Genomic DNA, 19254 nt, shown 5'->3' with positions numbered 1-19254 from the left:
TAGGGCGCCCCGGCCGATGGACAGTTATTCCGCGAGTTTGTTATCGAGGTATAGCTGCAGGGTGGCGCGGGTACCCTTTTCCCACAGCGTTTTTAATGCGTGGGCAAAGCGCCTGCGGAAGAGATCCGATTTGGCGACGTTGCCGAAGATATCGTCGAAGACGAGAAAGGCGTTTGGATCGTTCTTGGCCTTCAGCGCTGCAGCATGCAGCCGGTCGGCACTGGCATCGTTGAAGACGATATCCTTGCCGCTATCGGTGGTGCCGGCGAAGTAGCGGCACCAGAGCGCCGAAACCAGCGCCAGGCCCACGACATCCTCCTTCCGGCGAAGACGATCGGCCGTCGACGGCAGGATGAACTTCGGCTGCCGGTTCGAACCGTCCTGCGCCAGGCGCGGAATGGTGTCGGCAATCTTCGGATTGGAGAAGCGGCGCTCGATCAGCTTGAAATAATCGGCAAGCACCGTGTTCGGCACCGGCGGGATCACGGGAATGATCTCTTCGTTCTCGAGCTTCGCGAGATAAGCGCGGATCAAGGGCTCTTCCATGGCCTCGTGCACGAAATGCACATCCATCAGCGCCGCCGGATAGGCAATTGCCGCATGGCCGCCATTGAGGATGCGAATTTTCATGTGCTCGTAAGGCGTAACATCCGGTACGAACGTGACGCCGACCTTTTCCAGCGCCGGACGGCCTGCCGGAAAATTATCCTCCAGCACCCACTGCTTGAACTCTTCGCAATAGACCGGCCAGTTGTCCTCGATGTCGAAGACTTCCTTCAAGAGATCGATCTCGCGCGCGCCGGTCGCCGGCGTAATGCGGTCGACCATGCCGTTGGGGAAGGCGACATTGGTGGCGATCCAGTCGGCAAAGGCCGGGTCCGAAAGCTTCGCCGTGCCGACGACCGCGGCTTTGGTGACGCCGCCATTGTGGGGAATGTTATCGCAGGACATGACGGTGAACGGCTGCAGGCCGGCGGCGCTGCGGGCTTTGAGGCCAGCGACGATCAGACCGAACACCGTCTTCGGCTCATCCGGGTGCTGGCCGTCGGCAACGATCGCCGGATGGCCGGGGTTGAACTTGCCGGAGGCATCGATGAAATAGCCGCCTTCGGTGATCGTCATCGAGACGATGCGGATCGACGGATCGGCGAGCTTGGCGATGATGGCCTTGGCATCGCCGACCGGCAGGATGTCGATCATCGGGGCCGTGACGCGCGCGGCGGTGCGATTATTGTCCTGCTCGACCACCGTCGTCAGGAAATTCTGAGCCGCGAGTTTTTCGCGCATGGCGGCGTCCGAAGGCAGCACGCCCGCACCGATGATCGCCCAATTGTGATCTTGGCCGGCATTGAAGAGGTCATCGAGGTAGATTGCTTGGTGGGCGCGATGGAAATTGCCGACGCCGAAATGAACGATGCCCGCCGACAGTGACTTTGGATCATAGGTCGGGATGGCAGCCGTTGCAGCCGCCTCCTGAAGGGTTGCGAGCGATAATTTGCACGTCATGTCTCAAGTCCTTCTGAAAGGTCTTCTGCTCCGGATGGATTGGGAACGGCTCATCCGGCTAGGATGACCTAGGCCCGCCCGATGCGGGCTCAGGTTTGAACGGTATTCGCCATGCCGCGTGGGGCCGGGCATGGCGAGGGCTTCGACTAGATCGACAGGCCCCTTTCGTTGAACCGGTGGATGCGGGATTTATCGGGTGTCAAATAGACCGTATCGCCGGCGCGCGCCGGGAAGTCGCCGGTTCCGCGGGCCGTGATCGTGCCAATTCCGTCGGCATCGATATGCAGGAACGTGTCGGAGCCGAGGTGTTCGGCGACGCTCACCTTGCCCTGCCAGTCGCCTTCGGTGGTCGACAGCAGCACGTGTTCCGGGCGGACGCCGATCGTTTGCGCGCCGAGGTTTTGGGCATAGGCACCCGTGACAAAGTTCATCTTCGGCGAGCCGATGAAGCCGGCAACGAAGAGGTTCTGCGGATTGCGGTAGAGTTCGAGCGGTGAACCGACCTGCTCGATATTGCCGCGGTTCAGGACCACGATCTTGTCGGCCATGGTCATGGCTTCGACCTGGTCGTGCGTCACGTAGACCATCGTCGTCTTGAGTTGCTGGTGCAACTCGCTGATTTCAAGGCGCATGTTGACGCGCAATGCCGCGTCGAGGTTCGACAAAGGCTCATCGAACAGGAAGGCCGCAGGCTGGCGCACGATGGCGCGGCCGATCGCGACGCGCTGGCGCTGACCGCCGGAGAGCTGGCGCGGCTTGCGTTCCAGATAATCCGTCAGGTTCAGCACACGTGCTGCTTCCGCCACCTTCTTGTCGATCTCCGCCTGCGGCATGTTCGCCATCTTCAGCGGAAAAGCGATGTTCTTGCGAACGCTCATGTGGGGATAAAGTGCGTAGGACTGGAACACCATGGCGAGGCCGCGTTCGGCGGGCGCCAGATTGGTGCCGTCCTTGCCGTCGATCAGGATCTGGCCGCTGGAGACATCCTCGAGGCCAGCGATCAGGCGCAGCAGCGTTGACTTGCCGCAGCCGGAGGGGCCGACGAACACCACGAACTCGCCGTCATTGATGTCGAGGTCGATGGAAGGGATGACCTTGGCTTCGCCGAAGACCTTAGAAACCTTCTTAAGGACAATGCTACCCATGTTTCTCTTCCTTACTTAACCGCGCCGAAGGTGAGGCCGCGAACGAGTTGTTTTTGCGAAAACCAGCCGAGGATCAGGATCGGGGCGATCGCCATGGTCGATGCCGCCGAAAGCTTGGCGTAGAACAAGCCTTCCGGGCTGGAATAAGAGGCAATGAAGGTGCTGAGCGGCGCTGCGTCGACTGCGGAGAGGTTCAGCGTCCAGAAGGCCTCGTTCCATGCGAGGATGATGTTCAGAAGCATCGTCGAGGCAAGGCCTGGGATCGCCATCGGGGTGAGCACATAGATGATCTCCTTGGCGAGCGACGCGCCGTCCATACGGGCCGCTTCGAGAATCTCGCCGGGGATCTCCTTGAAGTAGGTATAGAGCATCCAGACGATGATCGGCAGGTTGATCAGCATCAGCACGACGACCATGCCGAGGCGGCTGGCGAACTGATTGTTGAGCAGGCCGAAAGCCTGGAACAGCAGGTAGATCGGGATGAAGGCGCCGACCGGCGGCATCATCTTGGTGGACAGCATCCACATCAGCACGTCCTTGGTGCGCTTGGTCGGCGAGAAGGCCATGGCCCAGGCAGCCGGAACGGCGACGAGCAAACCGAGGATCGTCGAGCCGAAGGCGATGAGGACCGAGTTGCCGAAGTGGAGGAAATAGTTCGAGCGCGATTGCACCTCGAAATAGTTCTCCAGCGTCCAATGGAAGAAAAGGAATTGCGGAGGCGAGGCGATGGCGTCGCCTTCCGTCTTGAAGCTCGTCAGGAACGTCCAGAGGATCGGGAAGAAGATCAGGATCGCCACCACCCATGCGGCGACGGATACGACCACCTTGCGTTTGGTTGAGACAGTACGTGCCATCTTAAGCCTCCAGATTCTTGCCGACCGCGCGCATCAGGAAGATCGCGACGATATTGGCGAGGATGACGGCGATGATGCCGCCCGCCGATGCGCCGCCGACGTCCTGCTGCAGAACGAGCTGCGAATAGACCAGGTAAGTGAGGTTGGTCGTTGCCGTGCCCGGACCGCCATTGGTGGTGACCAGGATTTCGGCGAAGGCCGAGAGCAGGAATATCGTCTCGATCAGGATGACGACCGTGATCGCACGCGCCAGATGCGGCAGGATGATGTAGATGAACTTCGATACCGCGCCGGCGCCGTCCATTTCGGCGGCCTCCTTCTGCTCTTCGTCGAGGGACTGCAAGGCCGTCAGCAGGATGAGCGTTGCAAAGGGCAGCCACTGCCAGGCAACGATGATGATGATCGAAAATAGCGGAATCGTCTCCAGCCAGGTCAGCGGATCGAGCCCGAAAAGCTTGAAAAGATATGCCAGAAGCCCGTTCACCGGGTTCATGAACATGTGTTTCCAAATGAGGGCGGCGACCGTCGGCATGACGAAGAAGGGCGCTAGCACCAGCATGCGCACAATGCCCTGGCCGAAGATCGGCTGATCAAGAAGGAGCGCGAGAGCAATGCCGCCGACCACCGTGATGATCAACGCGCCGACCACGAGCAGAATGGTGACGACAAGCGAATTCCAGAAGGCGGGGTCGGTGACGAAATATTCGTAATTCAAGAACCCGATGAAGTCATGCGCACCGGGGGACATGAGATTGTAGTTCAGCGTCGAGAAATAGATCGTCATGACCAGCGGGACGATCATCCACGCGAAGAGAAGCAAAACCGAGGGCGCCATCATGGCGCGTGCGGTAGAACGGGTGTGTAACGTTGCCATGGCAAGTACCGACCTATCTTTTAGCAGGGAGAGTGGCCGCGGACCGGCTGAAATAAAAGAGGCCGCCGAAGAGCAGTTCGGACACTCGGCGACCTGAAGGAAGGGGAGCGCTGCGAGACGCGCCCCTTCATACCTTGGGAGGTTTCTTATTTCGGATAGCCAGCCTTGGTCATTTCACGGCTGGTCAGTTGCTGTGCCGACTTGAGCGCCTGATCGACGGAGATCTGGCCGGCAAGGGCAGCAGAGAACTGCTGGCCGACGGCGGTGCCGATACCCTGGAACTCAGGGATAGCGACGAACTGGACGCCGACATACGGGACCGGCTTGACGGTCGGGTGGGTCGGATCGGCCGAGTTGATCGAGTCGAGCGTCATCTTCGCGAAAGGTGCTGCCTTCTGGTAGTCCGCATTCGCATAGAGCGACGCGCGAGTGCCGGGAGGTGCATTCAGCCAGCCTTCCTTCTGAGCAACAAGGTTGATGTAGTCCTTGCCGGTTGCCCAGGAGATGAACTTCTCAGCAGCTTCGGTCTTCTTCGAAGATGCCGGGATCGCCAGGCTCCAAGCCCAGAGCCAGTTGCCGCGCTTGCCGAGGCCCTTGTCCGGCGCCAGAGCGAAGCCAACCTTGTCGGCAACCTTCGATTCCTTCGGGTCGGAAACGAAGGAGGCTGCGACCGTTGCGTCGATCCACATCCCGCACTTGCCGGATTGGAACAGAGCGAGGTTTTCGTTGAAGCCGTTGGACGAAGCGCCCGGAGGGCCGGCGTCCTTCATCAGCTTGACGTAGAAGTCGAGCGTGTCCTTCCATTCCGGCTGATCGAACTGTGCCTTCCACTTCTCATCGAACCAGCGAGCACCGAACGAGTTCGACATCGCCGTCAGGAAAGCCATGTTTTCGCCCCATCCGGCCTTGCCGCGAAGGCAGATACCGTAGACTTCATGATCCTTGTCGGTGATCTTGCGGGCTGCATCGGCGATGAAATCCCAGGTCGGCGCATCCGGCATTTTCAAGCCGGCCTTATCGAACAGGTCCTTGCGGTACATCACCATCGAGCTTTCGCCGTAGAACGGCGCAGCATAGAGCTTGCCGTCCACCGTCAGACCGCTGCGGATAGCCGGGAGAAGGTCATCCACATCGTAGTTTTTGTCGGCAGCAAGCTTGTCGAGCGGCGCGAGCCAGCCAAGCTTACTCCAGATCGGCACTTCATAGGTGCCGATCGTCAGCACGTCGTATTGGCCGCCCTTGGTAGCGATGTCCGTCGTAACCTTCTGGCGCAATACGTTTTCCTCGAGCGTGACCCACTGCAGGTCAATGTCGGGGTTTTTAGCTTTGAAATCGTCCGTAAGCTTCTGCATACGGACCATGTCGCCGTTGTTCACGGTGGCAATCGTGAGGGTTTCGGCGGACGCCATCCCAGCAAACATTAGTGCGGAGCACGCGCCCAGCAGGAAAGTTTTCAATTTCATATCTTCCTCCCAGAAGATCAGCTAGCTATGAGCATTCGCTTTGCTCGTGAGCAATTACTCACCGCTTGCGACCAAATGTCAATGCGGATTCATTGCTGCGGTGCCGAACATGCGGCTCATCCTTTTGTTTTTGTGTGATTATTTTTTGCTCAGTCTTTGAGCAGAAATTCAGCGGCCGCTTCGTCGGTGATCAAACCATTGATCTGATGGCCGGTAACGGCCGCTTTAATGGCTTCGAACTTGCGTTTGCCCTTGGCAATTCCGATGACGGAAGAGGCTTCGCGCGGCGGAAGCGGCGCGCTGGCGACGCGGTCGTTGATAGCGTCCGACATCAACTTGCCGTCGCCGTCGAACACCCAGCCGCAGATTTCGCCGGCCGCTCCGCGTTTCATTAGCGCCAGCATCTCGTCCCTCTCGAGAAAGCCATCGAGACAAAGCGGGGCTTCGATGCCCATCTCGCCGATGCCGACGAAAGTCACGTCGGCCTGCGCGCTGATATCGAGCGTCGAGCGTACCAGTGCCTGCGCATGCAGAAGTTCTCGCTCCTCCGCCGAAGAGACGAGGACCGGCAGCGGCATGGGATAATGCCGCGCCTTGATCGCGTCGGCCATGCTGAAGATGACATTGTAATAGGCGGCCGAGCCATCCGGACCGATATTGCCGGTCAGCGATACGATCCGGTGCTGCGGACATTCGATGGCCGGTAGCTGATCGACCGCAGCCTTCAGCGTGCGGCCGGTGCCGATCGCCAGCACGATCGGGTCGCTGCGCTTCAGCCAACGCTCGATTTCGGCGGCCCCGGCTTCGGCGATACCGACCGTGGAGGATGTTCCGTCAGGATCGCTCGGCACCACTTCGACATGCCTGAGCTTGAATTTTTCCCGCAGCGCCACCGCATATTCGAGGCAGGCGGCGATCGGATGGTCCAGCCGAACCTTGATCAGCCTTTCGGCAACCGCGAGCGAGACCAGCCGCTGTGCCGATTGCCGGGAGATTCCCATGGCAATCGCGATCTCGTCCTGCGTCCGCCCGGCTACGTAGTACAGCCAGCCGGCCCGCGCCGCATCGTCAAGCCGCCCCTGGGAATCCAACTTCCTGACCATCACATTCCTCTGCGAAAGCAGCACCGCTTAACCCGATACGGCGCCAGTGCGGTACGTCACTCAGTTTCCGGCGGGATGACGCCCTTGGTCAAGGTGAAACAGCCATAGAAGCGGCGTTCGCCGGTTTGGATCACGCAATAGGCGGCTTTTGCCCGTTCATAGAAAGCAAAGCGCTCGACCGGCGTCAGCGGCCAGTGCTTGCCCTCGGCGCGATCGATCGCCGCCTGCACTTCCTGCTGGACCTGCGGCACTTCATCGGGCGCGCCGACCACTTCCATTCGGCCTGCCGCATCGGTGATGAACGTATCCAGCGGCATCAGCGACAGCACCGCTGCGACAGCCTCGGCAGCCGATACATTGTCGATCCGCAAAAGATGGCCGAGCCTCGTTTGGCGTGCAATCGCATCGGCCGGAAAATTCGTATCGACGATCGCCAGCATGTCGCCATGCCCCATCGATTTCAACGCATGCAGCACATCCGCATTCAATAGCGGTGAAATTCCCTTTAGCATGAACGAGTCTCCTCAAGGTCTTCGATCAGCGGCAGTTCCGACGGCCGCTCTCCTTATTGAGAGCAAAGAAGTAATCGCGGCTCCGATCTCTGTCCATAGTCATCGTGAACGTTCTCGGCCGGAGAAGTCAGGGATAAGAACTGCGCTTCTCTTTGTGGCTTATTTCGGCCTTTATTGACCAGATAGGTGCGTCGGCATTAACTGATGCGCCGACTATGGTTGCGAGGGACAGGTGAGGATTCTTCTGGTCGAAGACGACGATACGATCGGGGGCGCGGTTCGCGACCATATCGCTGCGACCCCACATGCGATCGACTGGGTGAAAAACCTTGCCGATGCGGCAGAGGTGACCAGCGCCGTACATTACGGCCTCATCCTACTCGACCTTCAGCTTCCCGACGGCATTGGCATCGATTTCCTCAAGAAACTGCGCCGCAAACCGGACGAGACGCCCGTCATCATTCTGACCGCCCGCGACCAGATTTCCGACCGTATCGAAGGCCTGAACAGCGGTGCCGACGATTATCTCGTCAAGCCTTTCAATCTCGGCGAGCTTACGGCCCGCATCATGGCGGTGGCCCGCCGTTACAGCGGCAGCCCGCAGCCGACCGTTCGTTTTGCCGATCTCGAAATCGACCTGCCGCAACGGCGCATCACGCTTTCCGGCAAGGATATCGTGCTGACCGGGCGGGAATGGGCCGTCCTCGATCTACTTGTTGCGCGGCCGGGCGCCATCGTCTCGAAGGACCAGATCGAAGAAGCGCTTTATGCCTTCGGTTCGGAAATCGAAAGCAACACCGTGGAGGTCTATGTCAGCCGCCTGCGCAAGAAGATCGGCAAGGACCGCATCCGCACGGCCCGCGGCGTCGGCTACTGCCTGGGTGAACGATGACGCGCAAGGGTCTCAACCGCACCAGCATCACCCGCCGCCTGATCGCGGCGCTGACCGGCACGGTCGTCCTGTTCTGGCTGATCGCCGTCGGCATCGGCGTCTATGTGGTCAACAAGGAGCTCTCCGAGACTTTCGATGGCGCGTTGCAGGAAACCGCTCAGCGGCTGATGCCGCTTGTGGTCGACGATCTTGCCGATCGCGATCCCTCTGCAGACCCGCAAACCCTCGAAAATATGGAGAGGGGACTTAACAAGGAATATCTGACCTACCAGGTGCTCGACGTGACAGGCAAGCTCATCCTGCACTCCCATGATGCACCGAAAACGCCCTACGACGTGCCTCTGAAGATCGGTTTCCACAACACGCCGAAATACCGAATCTACACCGAATCCTCCTCTGACGGCTCGCTCTTCCTGCATGTCGCCGACGCCTTCAAGAACCGCCGGGAAGCGTCGCGCGAAAGTGGCGTCGCCCTGCTCTGGCCGCTGCTCGCGCTCATCCCCGGCAGCATCGTCGCGATCTGGTTCATCGTCGGCCGCTCGCTTCGGCCGATCGATCGGCTGCGATCGGAAATCGCCACCAAGGACGGCGGCAATATGGCCCCGTTGGAGAGCGACACGCTGCCGCGCGAACTCCAGCCGATAGGTCGCTCTGTCAATCTATTGCTGGGCCGCCTGCGCTCCGCGCTCGAGGCCGAGCGCGAATTCACCGCCAACAGCGCCCATGAACTGCGCACGCCGATCGCCGGCGCGCTCGCGCAGACCCAGCGCCTGATCGCCGAACTGCCGAAAGGGCCGCTCACCGAGCGCGCCGGGCGGATCGAGACTTCGCTCACCAATCTCGGGCGCCTGGCGGAAAAGCTGCTGCAGCTCTCCCGCGCCCAGGCCGGTATTGGCACCGGCGACAAACCGGCCGATCTAATCACCGTCATCGAAACAGTCATCGGCGATTATGACCGGGATACGGGTACGGCAGGCCGCATCCTCCTCGAGAACGAGGTGGACGGAAAGCTCATCCGCAACGTCGATATCGATGCCTTCGCCATCGCTATGCGCAACCTCATCGAAAACGCGTTGATTCATGGCCCGACCGATGACGAGGTGACCGTCAGGATCGACCGGGCAGGAACGATCCGTATTCTGAATGGCGGCCATGTGCTGTCGCAAGAGGAATTGGCCGATCTGAAAAAACGCTTCTGGCGCGGCAAGACGAAAGCCTCCGGCTCCGGTCTCGGCCTTGCCATCGCCGAGCGCATCGTTGCGCAGATCGGCGGCCGCCTCGATCTCCTGTCCCCCGCAACTGGTCAGGTGGACGGTTTTGAGGCCAGGATCACTCCCCCGGAAGCCTGAGCACGCCGAGACTGGCATCGCGCGGATTGGTCTTGCAAAGACCGGCAAAGGGTGCGAGCAAGCGCAGGACGTTTCCTGCAGGCCACCATTTATGATCGTTTCTTTCGATATCGGGGGCACCGCCATCAAGGGCGGCATCGCCCATTCCATGACGGACATCACGCCGCTCGCCCGCCGCCCGACGCCGAAGCATGATTTCGGCGCATTCGTCGCGGCCTTGCGCGCCGTCGTCGCCGAGGCCGGCGAGAAGCCGGATTGCATTTCCTTTTCCATTGCGGGCGTCGTGGACGCCGATACGCAAGCGCTCATCTGCGCCAACATTCCCTGCATCCACGGCCGGCACCTTGCCGCCGAACTGGAAGCGGAACTTGGCTATCCCGTCCTGATCGCCAACGATGCCGATTGCTTCGCCATGGCGGAGGCCATCTCCGGCGCAGGCCGCGGCCATCGTATTGTCTTCGGCGCCATTCTCGGCACCGGCGTCGGCGGGGGCCTGGTGGCGGACGGCCGCCTCGTCAATGCCGCCGGCGGCTTTGCCGGCGAATGGGGCCACGGCCCGATCATCGCCTCCTTCGCCGGCAGTCCGCCGGCGGTCATCCCCGCCTATCCCTGCGGCTGCGGCCAGAAGGGATGTGTCGACACCATCGGCGGCGCCCGCGGTGTCGAGCGCCTGCACAGGACCTTGCACGGGTTGGAGTTTTCCAGCGAGGAGATTATCGGCCAATGGCTTACTGGCGACGCCAAGGCGGAGCGGACGATCGATGTCCTCGTCGATCTCGTCGCCTCGCCCCTGGCGCTGACCATCAACATCACCGGTGCGACCATCGTCCCGGTCGGCGGCGGCCTGTCCAATGTCGAGCCCCTGCTGGCGCGGCTGGACGCGGCGGTGCGCGCCCGTATCCTCCGCAAGTTCGACCGCCCGCTGGTCGTGCCGAGCGAATGCAAGGTCGAGCCCGGGCTGATCGGCGCGGCCTTGCTGGGACTGAAATTTGGCGAAGAGCGCAGCCATGCTGCTTGAAGTCTGCGTCGAGGATATTGCCGGCCTCAACGCCGCTATTGCCGGCGGTGCGGATCGCATCGAGCTTTGCAGTGCCCTCACCGTCGGCGGTCTGACGCCGAGTGCCGGCCTGATGCTGGCGGCAGCGCGCGCGTCCATCCCTGCCTATGCCATGATCCGCCCCCGCGCCGGCAGCTTCGTCTACTCAGCCGATGAACTGGACGTCATGAAGAACGACATCGATGCCGCCCGGCATGCCGGCCTGCCGGGCGTCGTGCTCGGCGCCTCCTTGCCGGACGGCCGTTTGGACGGCGATACGCTCCGCGCGCTCGTCACCCATGCGGGAAGCCACGGCAAGACATTGCATCGTGCCTTCGATCTCGTTCCCGATATCGAGGAGGCGGTGGAACTCGCCATCTCCCTCGGCTTCGAGCGCATCCTGACCTCCGGCCGCGCGAAAACGGCCGCGGAAGGCCTCACCGGATTGGAACAGGCGATCGCCATTGCCGCCGGCCGCATCTCCATCATGCCCGGCTCGGGGGTCAACATCGGAACGGTCGGCAAGCTATGGCCACGACTGCCGATCAGCGAAATCCATGCGTCCTGCTCCATTGCCGAGCCAGAGACGAAGGAAGGCCTGCTCGCCTTCGGGTTTTCGACACCGACAGTGCGCCGCACCCACGCTGCGACCGTCCGGGCGCTGAAGGCGCATTTCGCCTGAGCAAGCGCGGCGATTTGACAAGAATTGGTAGAGTGATCAATCGTTCATAAACGCATATTCTGTAGCTATGGATCGGCTGCAGAATGCCAACCCATTGCAGTTAAGCAGGTTTCCTCCGGAGTAGCTGTAGATCTGAACCATGTCGGTCGCGCCACCTCGCAAAAAAAGCAGGGCTGTTTTCTGGATTGCGGCGATCGTCATCGGCTCGATCATTTTAGCCACGGCCTTGCTTGCAAACGACATGCGCAATCTGAGAGCGCTCGATGCGCGCTATCATCTCGATCTGTTCAACGGGTCGGCGCAGCAGCCCTCGCCCCCCGCCGTGACAACCGCCGCCTCGCAAACCGCCACCCAACCTGCCAATTCGAAACCAGCGGAAATCGCCGGCGAGAAGAATGCGACGTCAAATCCTGCAGCGACGGCCGCACCTTCACAGAAGCAGGCCGCACATGCCAAGAGCCCGACAGCGATGAAACCGACGCCGGCCCGGCGCTCCCACATATTCGACCCGCCGGTCGATCCTCTGCGCGGCGCATTCGTGCGAAGCTGGCGGATAACGGGTCAGACGCTCTGTGCTGACCTTTCAAAATCGGGGCTGCCCGTCGGCGAATGGAAGCAGAGCGCGCTTGGCGCGGGAAACTTTGAATGCAGCTATGAGATTCAGAAAGGCGGCAACGATGACCCGAACGCCGCGTCCTTCTTCATCATCGTTCGCGGCAGCCCGACCGGAGAGCTCGACAATATCCGCATCAAGGTGATCATGCCCGACAATGCCGACGGCCGGGCCATCGGCGAGACATTCGTCGACGCTGTCGTCCTGCTGCTGACGGAAACCCGCTGGCTCGACTTCGAGACGGCCCTCGACGCGATCGGCAAACTGCAGGACGTGACGCTGGAAGCTTTCGGCGCAAAGCTCAGCTTCTTTCGGGAGTTCCGCAACGACCGGAGCTTCAATCTTCAGCTCGGACTGCAGCGAAAAGCACCGGAACAGATCCGCACCGCCATCGTCTTCGACAAGGCGCGATGGACGCTCCCCTCGCCGCCCCCTGCCAAATAACAAACCGCTCGCGAAAATTTTACATCGCCTTTGCGGCGAAGGGGCATGATTCGTTGGCTTTTTGTTGCACCGCGCCATCGATGGTGGTCAAATATGGCAGATCTCGATGGCCGGTGAATCGCCGGTTGCTCATTGCATGGTTCCCAAACTGCGTGATTTCCCAAAAATTGCGAAGCGGTTCTTGGACAAGATCATGCGCCAGCATTGACGCGCCGGCCCTCCCATCCGGCCGTGGAAAGCAATTGCATCCTGATGGATTCGACAGATACCGCCCTGGAAGGCCAGACCTTCGCGATCGACCGTGACCCCCGCCTGCGCTACATCATTCCCGCCGTGGTCGCTGTCGCATTCCTGATGGAACAGCTTGATGCGACCATCCTCGTCACCGCCGTTCCCGATATCGCCAGAAGCCTTGCCACCACGCCGGTGCGGATGAACCTCGCGGTGACGACCTATATCCTGACACTCGCCATGTTCATCCCGGTCAGCGGCTGGTTCGCCGACCGTTTTGGCGCGCGACGCATCTTTGCGCTCTCGCTCTTCACCTTCACTCTCGGCTCGATCCTGTGCGGCCTCGCGACAAGCCTGCCGATGCTGATCGTCACCCGCGCCCTGCAGGGTTTCGGCGGCGCGATGATGACGCCGGTCGGGCGCCTCATCCTCATTCGCAGCTTTCCCCGCAGTCAGTTGGTCACGGCGATGACCTACATGACGCTGCCGGCCATTATCGGCCCGGTAATCGGCCCCGTGCTCGGCGGTTTTCTCACGACCTATCTTTCCTGGCGTTGGATCTTCTGGGTCAACCTGCCTTTCGGCATCATCGGCATGGTGATGGCGCTGCGCTATGTCCGGGATACCGAGCGCGATACCTCGATCAAATTCGATTTTCCTGGTTTCATCATGGTCGGCGTCGGCTGCGTGCTGCTGCAATACGGCATCGAGAATATCGGCCGGCCGACCATTCCCGTCTGGGCCATCATCGTCGTCCTTGCCGCTGCCGGTCTGCTTCTCCTCGGCTTCATCCGCTATGCAAAGACGGCGGAATCGCCGGCCGTCGATTTGACTCTGTTCAAACTGCGCACGTTCCGCGTCGGCACATTGGCCGGCGGCATCTGTCGCGTCGGCCTCAACGGCACGCCCTTCCTGCTGCCGCTGATGCTGCAGGTCGGCTTCGGCTTAAGCCCCGTCGTTTCGGGCACGCTGACCTTCGTCAGTGCCTTGAGCGCTCTCGCCATCCGCCCAATATCATCGATGATGCTGCGCCGTTTCGGCTTTGATCGCGTGCTGATCTGGAGCGCCATCTTCGGCGCTGCCATCGTTGCCGGCTTCGCCCTGATCGGGCCGGAAACGCCGCATTGGTTCATCATCACCTATGTCTTCGTCTTCGGCCTTGCGCGGGCAGCGCAGTTCATGACGTCGAATACGCTCTCCTATTCAGAAACGCCTGCCGCCCAACTCAGCCGCGCTACCAGCCTCGGTGGCGTGCTGCAGCAGTTGAGCGTCAGCTTCGGTGTCTCCATCGCCGCCATGCTGCTCGGCCTGGTCACACTGGACGGATCGCCGCTGACGCCGGAAAAATTCCATCTGACATTCCTGCTGATGGCCGTGATCCCGCTTTTCGGCCTGCCCGGCTTTTTCATGCTGCGGCCGGAAGACGGCAGGCAGGTCAGCGGCCATTATCGCCAGTCGAAGGAAGCAGCCTGAAATTTTGCGCCGTCAAGCGGCAATGGCCGACGGACGCGGATGGACGAGGTGGTCGCGAAGGACTGAGCCGGAGCGGTCGACCTCCTGCAGGAGCACGTCGTAGCTCCAGAGATCGGCAAGATGCTGCAGCACGCGCTTGGCATCAATATCCTCCAGCAAGCCGCCGTTCAGCACCGTATGCTTGAGCATGAGCCGCCGGTCGCCGGCAAGATCGACATCGACGATCTCGATGTGCGGATCGATCCAGCCGACATCATATTGCCGTGCCAGCTCGCGTCGAATGCGCCTGTAGCCGCGCTCGTCGTGGATTGCTGCCACCAGCAATCCCTCTTCCTCTTCCGGATCGTCCGTGAGGTGGAACATGCGCATCTTGCGCATCAGATGCGGGCTGAGAAACTGCGATACGAAGCTCTCGTCGCGGTAATTGGCCCAGAGATCACGCAGCACCGCCATGGCATCGCCGGTCCCGGCAATATCGGGAAACCATTGCCGGTCCTCATCCTTCGGCTTCGTCACGATCCGCTCGATATCCTGCATCATGGCGAAACCGATCGCATAGGGATTGAAGCCGGAAAAACGCGGATCGTTGAAGGAAGGCTGGAAGACGACATTGGTGTGCGACTTCAGGAATTCGAGAAAATCGCCGTCACCGATGCCACCGAGCTCATGCAGCCGCGTCATGATGCGGTAATGCACGTAGGTCGCCGTGCCCTCGTTCATAACCTTGGTCTGGCTCTGCGGGTAAAAATACTGCGCCACATGCCGGACGATGCGCAGGATTTCCCGCTGCCACGGCTTCATCCGCGGCGCCATCTTCTCCAGGAAATAAAGGATATTTTCCTGCGGTAGGCCGGTGAGCGAACGCCGGTGCTCCAGATCGAGGTCGGGTGCCTTCTTGCCCTTTGCGACCGGAACCGTCCGCCAGAGATCGTTGAAGATCCGCTCGTCATATTCGCGCCGTTCGCGCTCGCGCCGCTCCTCGTCGCGAAGATCGAGCGTCTTCTTGCCTGCATAACGATGGACACCATGCGACATCAGCGCATGCGCCGCATCCAGCGTCCGCTCCACGGCGGCATGGCCATAGCGCTCCTCGCAGCGGGCGATATAGCCCTTGGCGAAGTTGAGGTAGTCAAGAATACCCTCCGCGTCGGTCCAGAGCTTGAACAGGTAATTGTTCTTGAAAAAATGATTATGCCCGAAGGCGGCGTGGGCGACCACCAGCGCCTGCATCGTCGCCGTATTCTCCTCCATCAGATAGGAGATGCAGGGCGAACTGTTGATGACGATCTCATAGGCAAGGCCGCGCAGACCTTTGCGATAAAAAGCCTCGTGATGCGCGAAATGCTTGCCGAAGGACCAATGCTTGTAGAACAGCGGCATGCCGATCGAGGAATAAACGTCGAGCATCTGTTCGGCGGTGATGATCTCGATCTGGTTCGGATAGACGTCGAGGCCAAGCTCGTCGAGGGCGATCCGCTCGCAGGCATTGTGGATCCGCTGGATGGTTGCGAAATCCCAGTCCGCACCGTCAAAAAGCCGCTCCATCGATGCCTTTGCCATTATCCACTCCTGGTTTCCGCCGCCCGGCGCTGAAAGAGATCATGGAAGACTGGGTAGATCTGGCTGCGATCGCTGACGCGGCGCATCGATAGCACGGGCCAGCCCACCTGAATGCGCTCATAGAGCGACCAGAGCGCTGAGCCGGAAGAGATCGCGACGCTCCGTGCCTCCCCCACCTCCAGATAGGCGAAATATTGGCTGACCGGCAGGATGGCATTGGTGAGCAGCGCCGCCGCCGTCGCATTGTCCGAATAGGCGTTGTCGCCATCCGATGCCTGCGCAGCGTAGATGTTCCAGTCCGATGGCGGAAAACGATCATGAACGATCCGCCGCATGGCTTCGAGCGCGCTCGACACCTGCGTGCCGCCGGTCGCCGGGCTGCGGAAGAACGTTTCCTCATCCACCTCTTCGGCCACGTCCGTATGACGAATGAAGACGATCTCGACACGGCGATACTGCCTCGTCAGGAAGATGTAGAGCAGCATGTAGAAGCGCTTGGCGAGATCCTTCATATGCTCCGACATCGAGCCGGAAACATCCATCAGACAGAACATCACGGCCTGAGCCACGGGCTTGGGCTCGTTCTCGAAACGGCGGTAGCGGATATCGATCGGATCGATATAGGGGATGCGCCGGACCTTCGATTCCAGAATCTTGATCTCGGCCTCCAGCGCGGCGCGGCGCTCCTCGTCCTGGCATTCCGCCGCCTCGGCAATAAGCTCCGCCACGGTCTCGGGCTTCGGACGGTGCAGCGCCACGCGCCGCATCATCGCGAGCCGCATGGTGCGGTTGATGGCAAGATTGGCCGGCGACCCCGTCACCGAATAGCCTGACCGTACCGGATTGGGTTGATCGGTCGTCGTCAGTCGCTTCTTGGCAAGATCGGGAAGTTCAAGATCGTCGAGGAAAAGGTCGAGGAATTCGTCGCGGGTGAGAATGAAGCGGAAGGCATCTTCGCCGCTGCCCTCGCCGCCGGCCCGCCCCCTTCCGCCGCCGCTCTCCGGCCGCGGAAGAATATCGCCTTCAAGGAAGTCCTTATTGCCGGGAAGTATATGCTCATGGAGGCCATCTGGGCCGCGATGGAACCGGGGCTCCTCGGTTCCATCTATGGGAATGCTGATCTCACCGCCCTTCAGAATGTCCTGAATGTCGCGATTTTGAGAGGATTCATAGACCGCTCTCTGCACCAGCGCTTTTGCTCTTCGCAAAAATCGTTGACGATTTTCTAGACTTTTGCCGCCTGGATTCAGGCGCCGGTCAACAATGTGCATTCCTTCTTCCTTGGTGGCTCATCCTGCCTGTTTCACACGCATGTACCATTCCACAAGCCGCCGAACCTGACGCTCGGTATAGCCGCGAGCCATCATGCGTTCGACGAATTCGCCATGTTTCTTTTCCGTCTCGCCATCCTTTTTGGACCCGAACGAGATCACCGGCAGGAGGTCTTCGACCTGGGAGAACATTCGCTTTTCGATGACCTCGCGAATCTTCTCGTAACTCGTCCAGGACGGATTCTTACCGCCGTGGCTTGCCCGCGCCCGCAGGCAGAACTTCACGATCTCGTTGCGGAAATCCTTTGGATTGGCGATACCCGCCGGCTTTTCGATCTTGGTCAATTCCTGGTTGAGAAGCTCTCGGTCCAGAAGCTGACCGGTATCCGGATCCTTGAAATCCACATCCTCGATCCAGGCATCGGCGTAATCGACATATCGGTCAAAGAGATTCTGGCCGTAATCCGCATAGGATTCCAGATAGGCTTTTTGAATCTCATGTCCAATAAATTCCGCATAGCGCGGTCCAAGCTCGCTCTTGATGAACTCGATGTAGAGCTTTTCGGTTTCAAGCGGCAGTTGCTCGCGGCGGATCGCTTGCTCCAGCATATACATCAAATGCACCGGATCAGCGCCGATCTCCGTCGTATCGTAGTTGAAGGTCGCCGCCAGCACCTTGAAGGCGAAGCGGGTGGAAGCCCCGTCCATGCCTTCGTCGACACCGGCCGCATCGCGATACTCCTGCACGCTACGCGCCCTCGGATCGGTCTCCTTCAGGCTCTCGCCGTCATAGACCCGAAGTTTCGAGAACGCCGTCGAGTTCTCGTGCTTGGCAAGCCTTGTGAGAACCGTGAAGCGGGCAAGCGTCTCCAGCGTCGACGGCGCGCAGGGCGCGTCGCTGAGCTCGGATTCCTCGATCAGCTTCTCGTAGATCTTCTGCTCCTCGGTGACCCGCAGGCAATAAGGCACCTTCACGACACAGATGCGGTCGATGAAAGCCTCATTGTTCTTGTTGGATTTGAAGGTCTGCCATTCCGACTCGTTCGAGTGCGCCAGAATGATGCCGGAGAAGGGAATGGCGCCGATATTCTCGGTGCCGATATAATTGCTCTCCTGCGTCGCCGTCAGCAGCGGGTGCAGCATCTTGATGGGCGCCTTGAACATCTCGACGAATTCGAGAATGCCCTGGTTGGCGCGATTGAGCGCACCGGAATAGCTGTAAGCGTCCGGATCGTTCTGCGCCAGGCTTTCGAGCTTGCGGATATCGACCTTGCCGACCAGCGAGGAAATATCCTGGTTGTTCTCATCACCCGGTTCGGTCTTGGCGACGGCGATTTGTCGCAGCCTGGACGGCTGGATTCTGACCACACGGAAGCGGGAAATATCGCCCTCGAACTCTTCCAGCCGCTTCAGGCACCACGGGCTCATCAGCCCGGTCAGCCGCCGACGTGGAATGCCGTAGCGCTCCTCGACCATCGGCCCCATGGAGACGGGATCGAAAACGCTGAGCGGGCTTTCGAACACCGGACTGAGCTCGTTGCCGGCCTTGAGAACATAGATGGGGTGGACTTCCATCAACGACTTTAGCCGCTCGGCAAGCGAGGATTTACCTCCGCCGACAGGCCCGAGCAGGTAGAGAATCTGCTTGCGCTCTTCCAGCCCCTGCGCCGCATGACGGAAGAAGGCGACGATGCGTTCGATCGTCTCTTCCATGCCGAAGAAGCCCGAAAAAGCCGGATAGGTCCGGATGGTTCGGTTCATGAAGATACGCCCGAGGCGGGTATCCTTGGCCGTATCGATCAGCAGTGGTTCACCCATCGCGGCCAGCAGTCGCTCCGACGCATTGGCGTACATGAGCGGATCATCCCGGCACGCATCCAGGTATTCAGAGAATGACATCTCGACTTCGCGCCGTGCTTCGAAAGAACGGGCGAACGTGTTGAATAGCACATCGTTGTTTAACATGGCGCCTCGATAGCTTGCTATTGCAATAAACGCCGGACTTAACGGGATCACTTCCCGCTAGTATCTAAGGTGCGGTAATACTCGCTTCGAATCAATAGGTGACCCTTCAATAATTCGTACGCTTCATTGCATTAGCCATCAATATCTTGAAAGGTTCTTTCACCGGAATTAATAATGAATACCTCTAAAGTTGCGCCGTTTGCCCGGATCTCCACCATTAGACGCGATTGACAGCCCCTGCAAAAGCGCGAGCCAGGCTCGCCCTTTCTGATGGCCCGAAG

The 19254-nt window shown here is 60.2% G+C and carries 18 protein-coding genes; 6 read left to right on the top strand and 12 right to left on the bottom strand.

The features are described from left to right. Positions 1–24: 24 nt before the first annotated feature. The 7 genes from K290_RS0115370 to K290_RS0115340 form a co-directional block, all read right to left on the bottom strand. A complete protein-coding gene (locus K290_RS0115370; RefSeq protein WP_028752742.1) occupies positions 25–1506 on the bottom strand; it encodes a mannitol dehydrogenase family protein in 1482 nt (493 codons plus the stop codon). Between the two features lie 146 nt (positions 1507–1652). Beyond that, positions 1653–2651, bottom strand: coding sequence for an ABC transporter ATP-binding protein (locus K290_RS0115365; protein ID WP_028752741.1), 999 nt, complete (start codon positions 2649–2651; stop codon positions 1653–1655). Between the two features lie 11 nt (positions 2652–2662). Continuing rightward, entirely contained in the window at positions 2663–3505 is an 843-nt protein-coding gene (locus tag K290_RS0115360) for a carbohydrate ABC transporter permease (protein WP_028752740.1), read from the bottom strand. Between the two features lies 1 nt (position 3506). Further along, on the bottom strand, positions 3507–4379 hold the full coding sequence (locus K290_RS0115355; protein WP_028752739.1) for a carbohydrate ABC transporter permease: 873 nt from the start codon (positions 4377–4379) through the stop codon (positions 3507–3509). Positions 4380–4525: 146 nt separating this feature from the next. Then, positions 4526–5842 (bottom strand): ABC transporter substrate-binding protein, encoded by a 1317-nt coding sequence (locus K290_RS0115350; protein WP_028752738.1) that lies wholly within the window; start codon positions 5840–5842, stop codon positions 4526–4528. Between the two features lie 149 nt (positions 5843–5991). Beyond that, complete coding sequence (locus K290_RS0115345; RefSeq protein WP_028752737.1) at positions 5992–6945, bottom strand: sugar-binding transcriptional regulator; 954 nt, start codon at positions 6943–6945, stop codon at positions 5992–5994. Positions 6946–7001: 56 nt separating this feature from the next. Continuing rightward, positions 7002–7457 (bottom strand): RbsD/FucU family protein, encoded by a 456-nt coding sequence (locus K290_RS0115340; protein ID WP_028752736.1) that lies wholly within the window; start codon positions 7455–7457, stop codon positions 7002–7004. Between the two features lie 232 nt (positions 7458–7689). Here K290_RS0115340 and K290_RS0115335 point away from each other — a divergent pair, with 232 nt between their 5' ends. The 4 genes from K290_RS0115335 to K290_RS0115320 all read left to right on the top strand — a co-directional run bounded on the left by K290_RS0115335 (position 7690) and on the right by K290_RS0115320 (position 11416). Continuing rightward, a complete protein-coding gene (locus K290_RS0115335) occupies positions 7690–8349 on the top strand; it encodes a response regulator (RefSeq protein ID WP_028752735.1) in 660 nt (219 codons plus the stop codon). Beyond that, on the top strand, positions 8346–9698 hold the full coding sequence (locus K290_RS0115330) for an ATP-binding protein (RefSeq protein WP_028752734.1): 1353 nt from the start codon (positions 8346–8348) through the stop codon (positions 9696–9698). Before K290_RS0115335 ends, K290_RS0115330 begins: the two co-directional genes overlap by 4 nt. A 91-nt stretch (positions 9699–9789) precedes the next feature. Further along, positions 9790–10716 carry an ROK family protein gene (locus K290_RS0115325; RefSeq protein WP_028752733.1) on the top strand — a complete coding sequence of 309 codons (927 nt, stop codon included), beginning with the start codon at positions 9790–9792 and terminating at the stop codon, positions 10714–10716. Then, positions 10706–11416, top strand: a complete 711-nt coding sequence (locus tag K290_RS0115320) for a copper homeostasis protein CutC (RefSeq protein ID WP_028752732.1) — start codon at positions 10706–10708, stop codon at positions 11414–11416. Before K290_RS0115325 ends, K290_RS0115320 begins: the two co-directional genes overlap by 11 nt. A gap of 36 nt (positions 11417–11452) precedes the next feature. On the opposite strand, the gene K290_RS38345 is transcribed toward K290_RS0115320, so the two are convergent. After that, entirely contained in the window at positions 11453–11659 is a 207-nt protein-coding gene (locus K290_RS38345) for a hypothetical protein (protein WP_245276560.1), read from the bottom strand. On the opposite strand from K290_RS38345, the gene K290_RS0115315 reads away from it, so the two are divergent. Next, on the top strand, positions 11658–12473 hold the full coding sequence (locus K290_RS0115315) for a DUF6030 family protein (RefSeq protein WP_245276559.1): 816 nt from the start codon (positions 11658–11660) through the stop codon (positions 12471–12473). The two genes, K290_RS38345 and K290_RS0115315, sit on opposite strands and share 2 nt — an antisense overlap. 19 nt (positions 12474–12492) lie before the next feature. Here the strand turns inward: K290_RS0115315 and K290_RS0115310 are convergent, their stop codons facing one another. After that, positions 12493–12678: a hypothetical protein gene (locus tag K290_RS0115310; RefSeq protein ID WP_028752730.1), complete on the bottom strand. Its 186-nt coding sequence runs from the start codon at positions 12676–12678 to the stop codon at positions 12493–12495. Positions 12679–12725: 47 nt separating this feature from the next. On the opposite strand from K290_RS0115310, the gene K290_RS0115305 reads away from it, so the two are divergent. Then, positions 12726–14177, top strand: a complete 1452-nt coding sequence (locus tag K290_RS0115305) for a DHA2 family efflux MFS transporter permease subunit (RefSeq protein WP_028752729.1) — start codon at positions 12726–12728, stop codon at positions 14175–14177. 12 nt (positions 14178–14189) lie between these two features. On the opposite strand, the gene K290_RS0115300 is transcribed toward K290_RS0115305, so the two are convergent. Genes K290_RS0115300 through K290_RS0115290 form a run of 3 tightly spaced genes read right to left on the bottom strand, consistent with a single transcriptional unit; the run spans position 14190 to position 18973 of the window. Continuing rightward, on the bottom strand, positions 14190–15737 hold the full coding sequence (locus tag K290_RS0115300) for a SpoVR family protein (protein ID WP_028752728.1): 1548 nt from the start codon (positions 15735–15737) through the stop codon (positions 14190–14192). Further along, a complete protein-coding gene (locus K290_RS0115295) occupies positions 15737–17008 on the bottom strand; it encodes a YeaH/YhbH family protein (protein ID WP_028752727.1) in 1272 nt (423 codons plus the stop codon). Before K290_RS0115295 ends, K290_RS0115300 begins: the two co-directional genes overlap by 1 nt. An 18-nt stretch (positions 17009–17026) precedes the next feature. Continuing rightward, positions 17027–18973, bottom strand: coding sequence for a PrkA family serine protein kinase (locus K290_RS0115290; RefSeq protein WP_028752726.1), 1947 nt, complete (start codon positions 18971–18973; stop codon positions 17027–17029). Positions 18974–19254: the final 281 nt, after the last annotated feature.

Source organism: Rhizobium leucaenae USDA 9039 (assembly GCF_000426285.1).
Classification (GTDB): Bacteria; Pseudomonadota; Alphaproteobacteria; order Rhizobiales; family Rhizobiaceae; genus Rhizobium; species Rhizobium leucaenae.
The sequence above is the reverse complement of the archived record's forward strand: the minus strand, read 5'-3'. Positions and strand labels throughout refer to the sequence as shown.

Excerpts from the sequence above, each read along its gene's own strand:
- K290_RS0115305 (WP_028752729.1), top strand. The coding sequence starts at position 12,726 with ATGGATTCGACAGATACCGCCCTGGAAGGCCAGACCTTCGCGATCGAC.
- K290_RS0115365 (WP_028752741.1), bottom strand. The coding sequence starts at position 2,651 with ATGGGTAGCATTGTCCTTAAGAAGGTTTCTAAGGTCTTCGGCGAAGCC.
- K290_RS0115350 (WP_028752738.1), bottom strand. The coding sequence starts at position 5,842 with ATGAAATTGAAAACTTTCCTGCTGGGCGCGTGCTCCGCACTAATGTTT.
- K290_RS38345 (WP_245276560.1), bottom strand. The coding sequence starts at position 11,659 with ATGTCGTTTGCAAGCAAGGCCGTGGCTAAAATGATCGAGCCGATGACG.
- K290_RS0115370 (WP_028752742.1), bottom strand. The coding sequence starts at position 1,506 with ATGACGTGCAAATTATCGCTCGCAACCCTTCAGGAGGCGGCTGCAACG.
- K290_RS0115315 (WP_245276559.1), top strand. The coding sequence starts at position 11,658 with ATGCGCAATCTGAGAGCGCTCGATGCGCGCTATCATCTCGATCTGTTC.
- K290_RS0115310 (WP_028752730.1), bottom strand. The coding sequence starts at position 12,678 with ATGCTGGCGCATGATCTTGTCCAAGAACCGCTTCGCAATTTTTGGGAA.
- K290_RS0115345 (WP_028752737.1), bottom strand. The coding sequence starts at position 6,945 with ATGGTCAGGAAGTTGGATTCCCAGGGGCGGCTTGACGATGCGGCGCGG.
- K290_RS0115320 (WP_028752732.1), top strand. The coding sequence starts at position 10,706 with ATGCTGCTTGAAGTCTGCGTCGAGGATATTGCCGGCCTCAACGCCGCT.
- K290_RS0115330 (WP_028752734.1), top strand. The coding sequence starts at position 8,346 with ATGACGCGCAAGGGTCTCAACCGCACCAGCATCACCCGCCGCCTGATC.
- K290_RS0115300 (WP_028752728.1), bottom strand. The coding sequence starts at position 15,737 with ATGGCAAAGGCATCGATGGAGCGGCTTTTTGACGGTGCGGACTGGGAT.
- K290_RS0115340 (WP_028752736.1), bottom strand. The coding sequence starts at position 7,457 with ATGCTAAAGGGAATTTCACCGCTATTGAATGCGGATGTGCTGCATGCG.
- K290_RS0115355 (WP_028752739.1), bottom strand. The coding sequence starts at position 4,379 with ATGGCAACGTTACACACCCGTTCTACCGCACGCGCCATGATGGCGCCC.
- K290_RS0115360 (WP_028752740.1), bottom strand. The coding sequence starts at position 3,505 with ATGGCACGTACTGTCTCAACCAAACGCAAGGTGGTCGTATCCGTCGCC.
- K290_RS0115325 (WP_028752733.1), top strand. The coding sequence starts at position 9,790 with ATGATCGTTTCTTTCGATATCGGGGGCACCGCCATCAAGGGCGGCATC.
- K290_RS0115290 (WP_028752726.1), bottom strand. The coding sequence starts at position 18,973 with ATGTTAAACAACGATGTGCTATTCAACACGTTCGCCCGTTCTTTCGAA.
- K290_RS0115295 (WP_028752727.1), bottom strand. The coding sequence starts at position 17,008 with ATGCACATTGTTGACCGGCGCCTGAATCCAGGCGGCAAAAGTCTAGAA.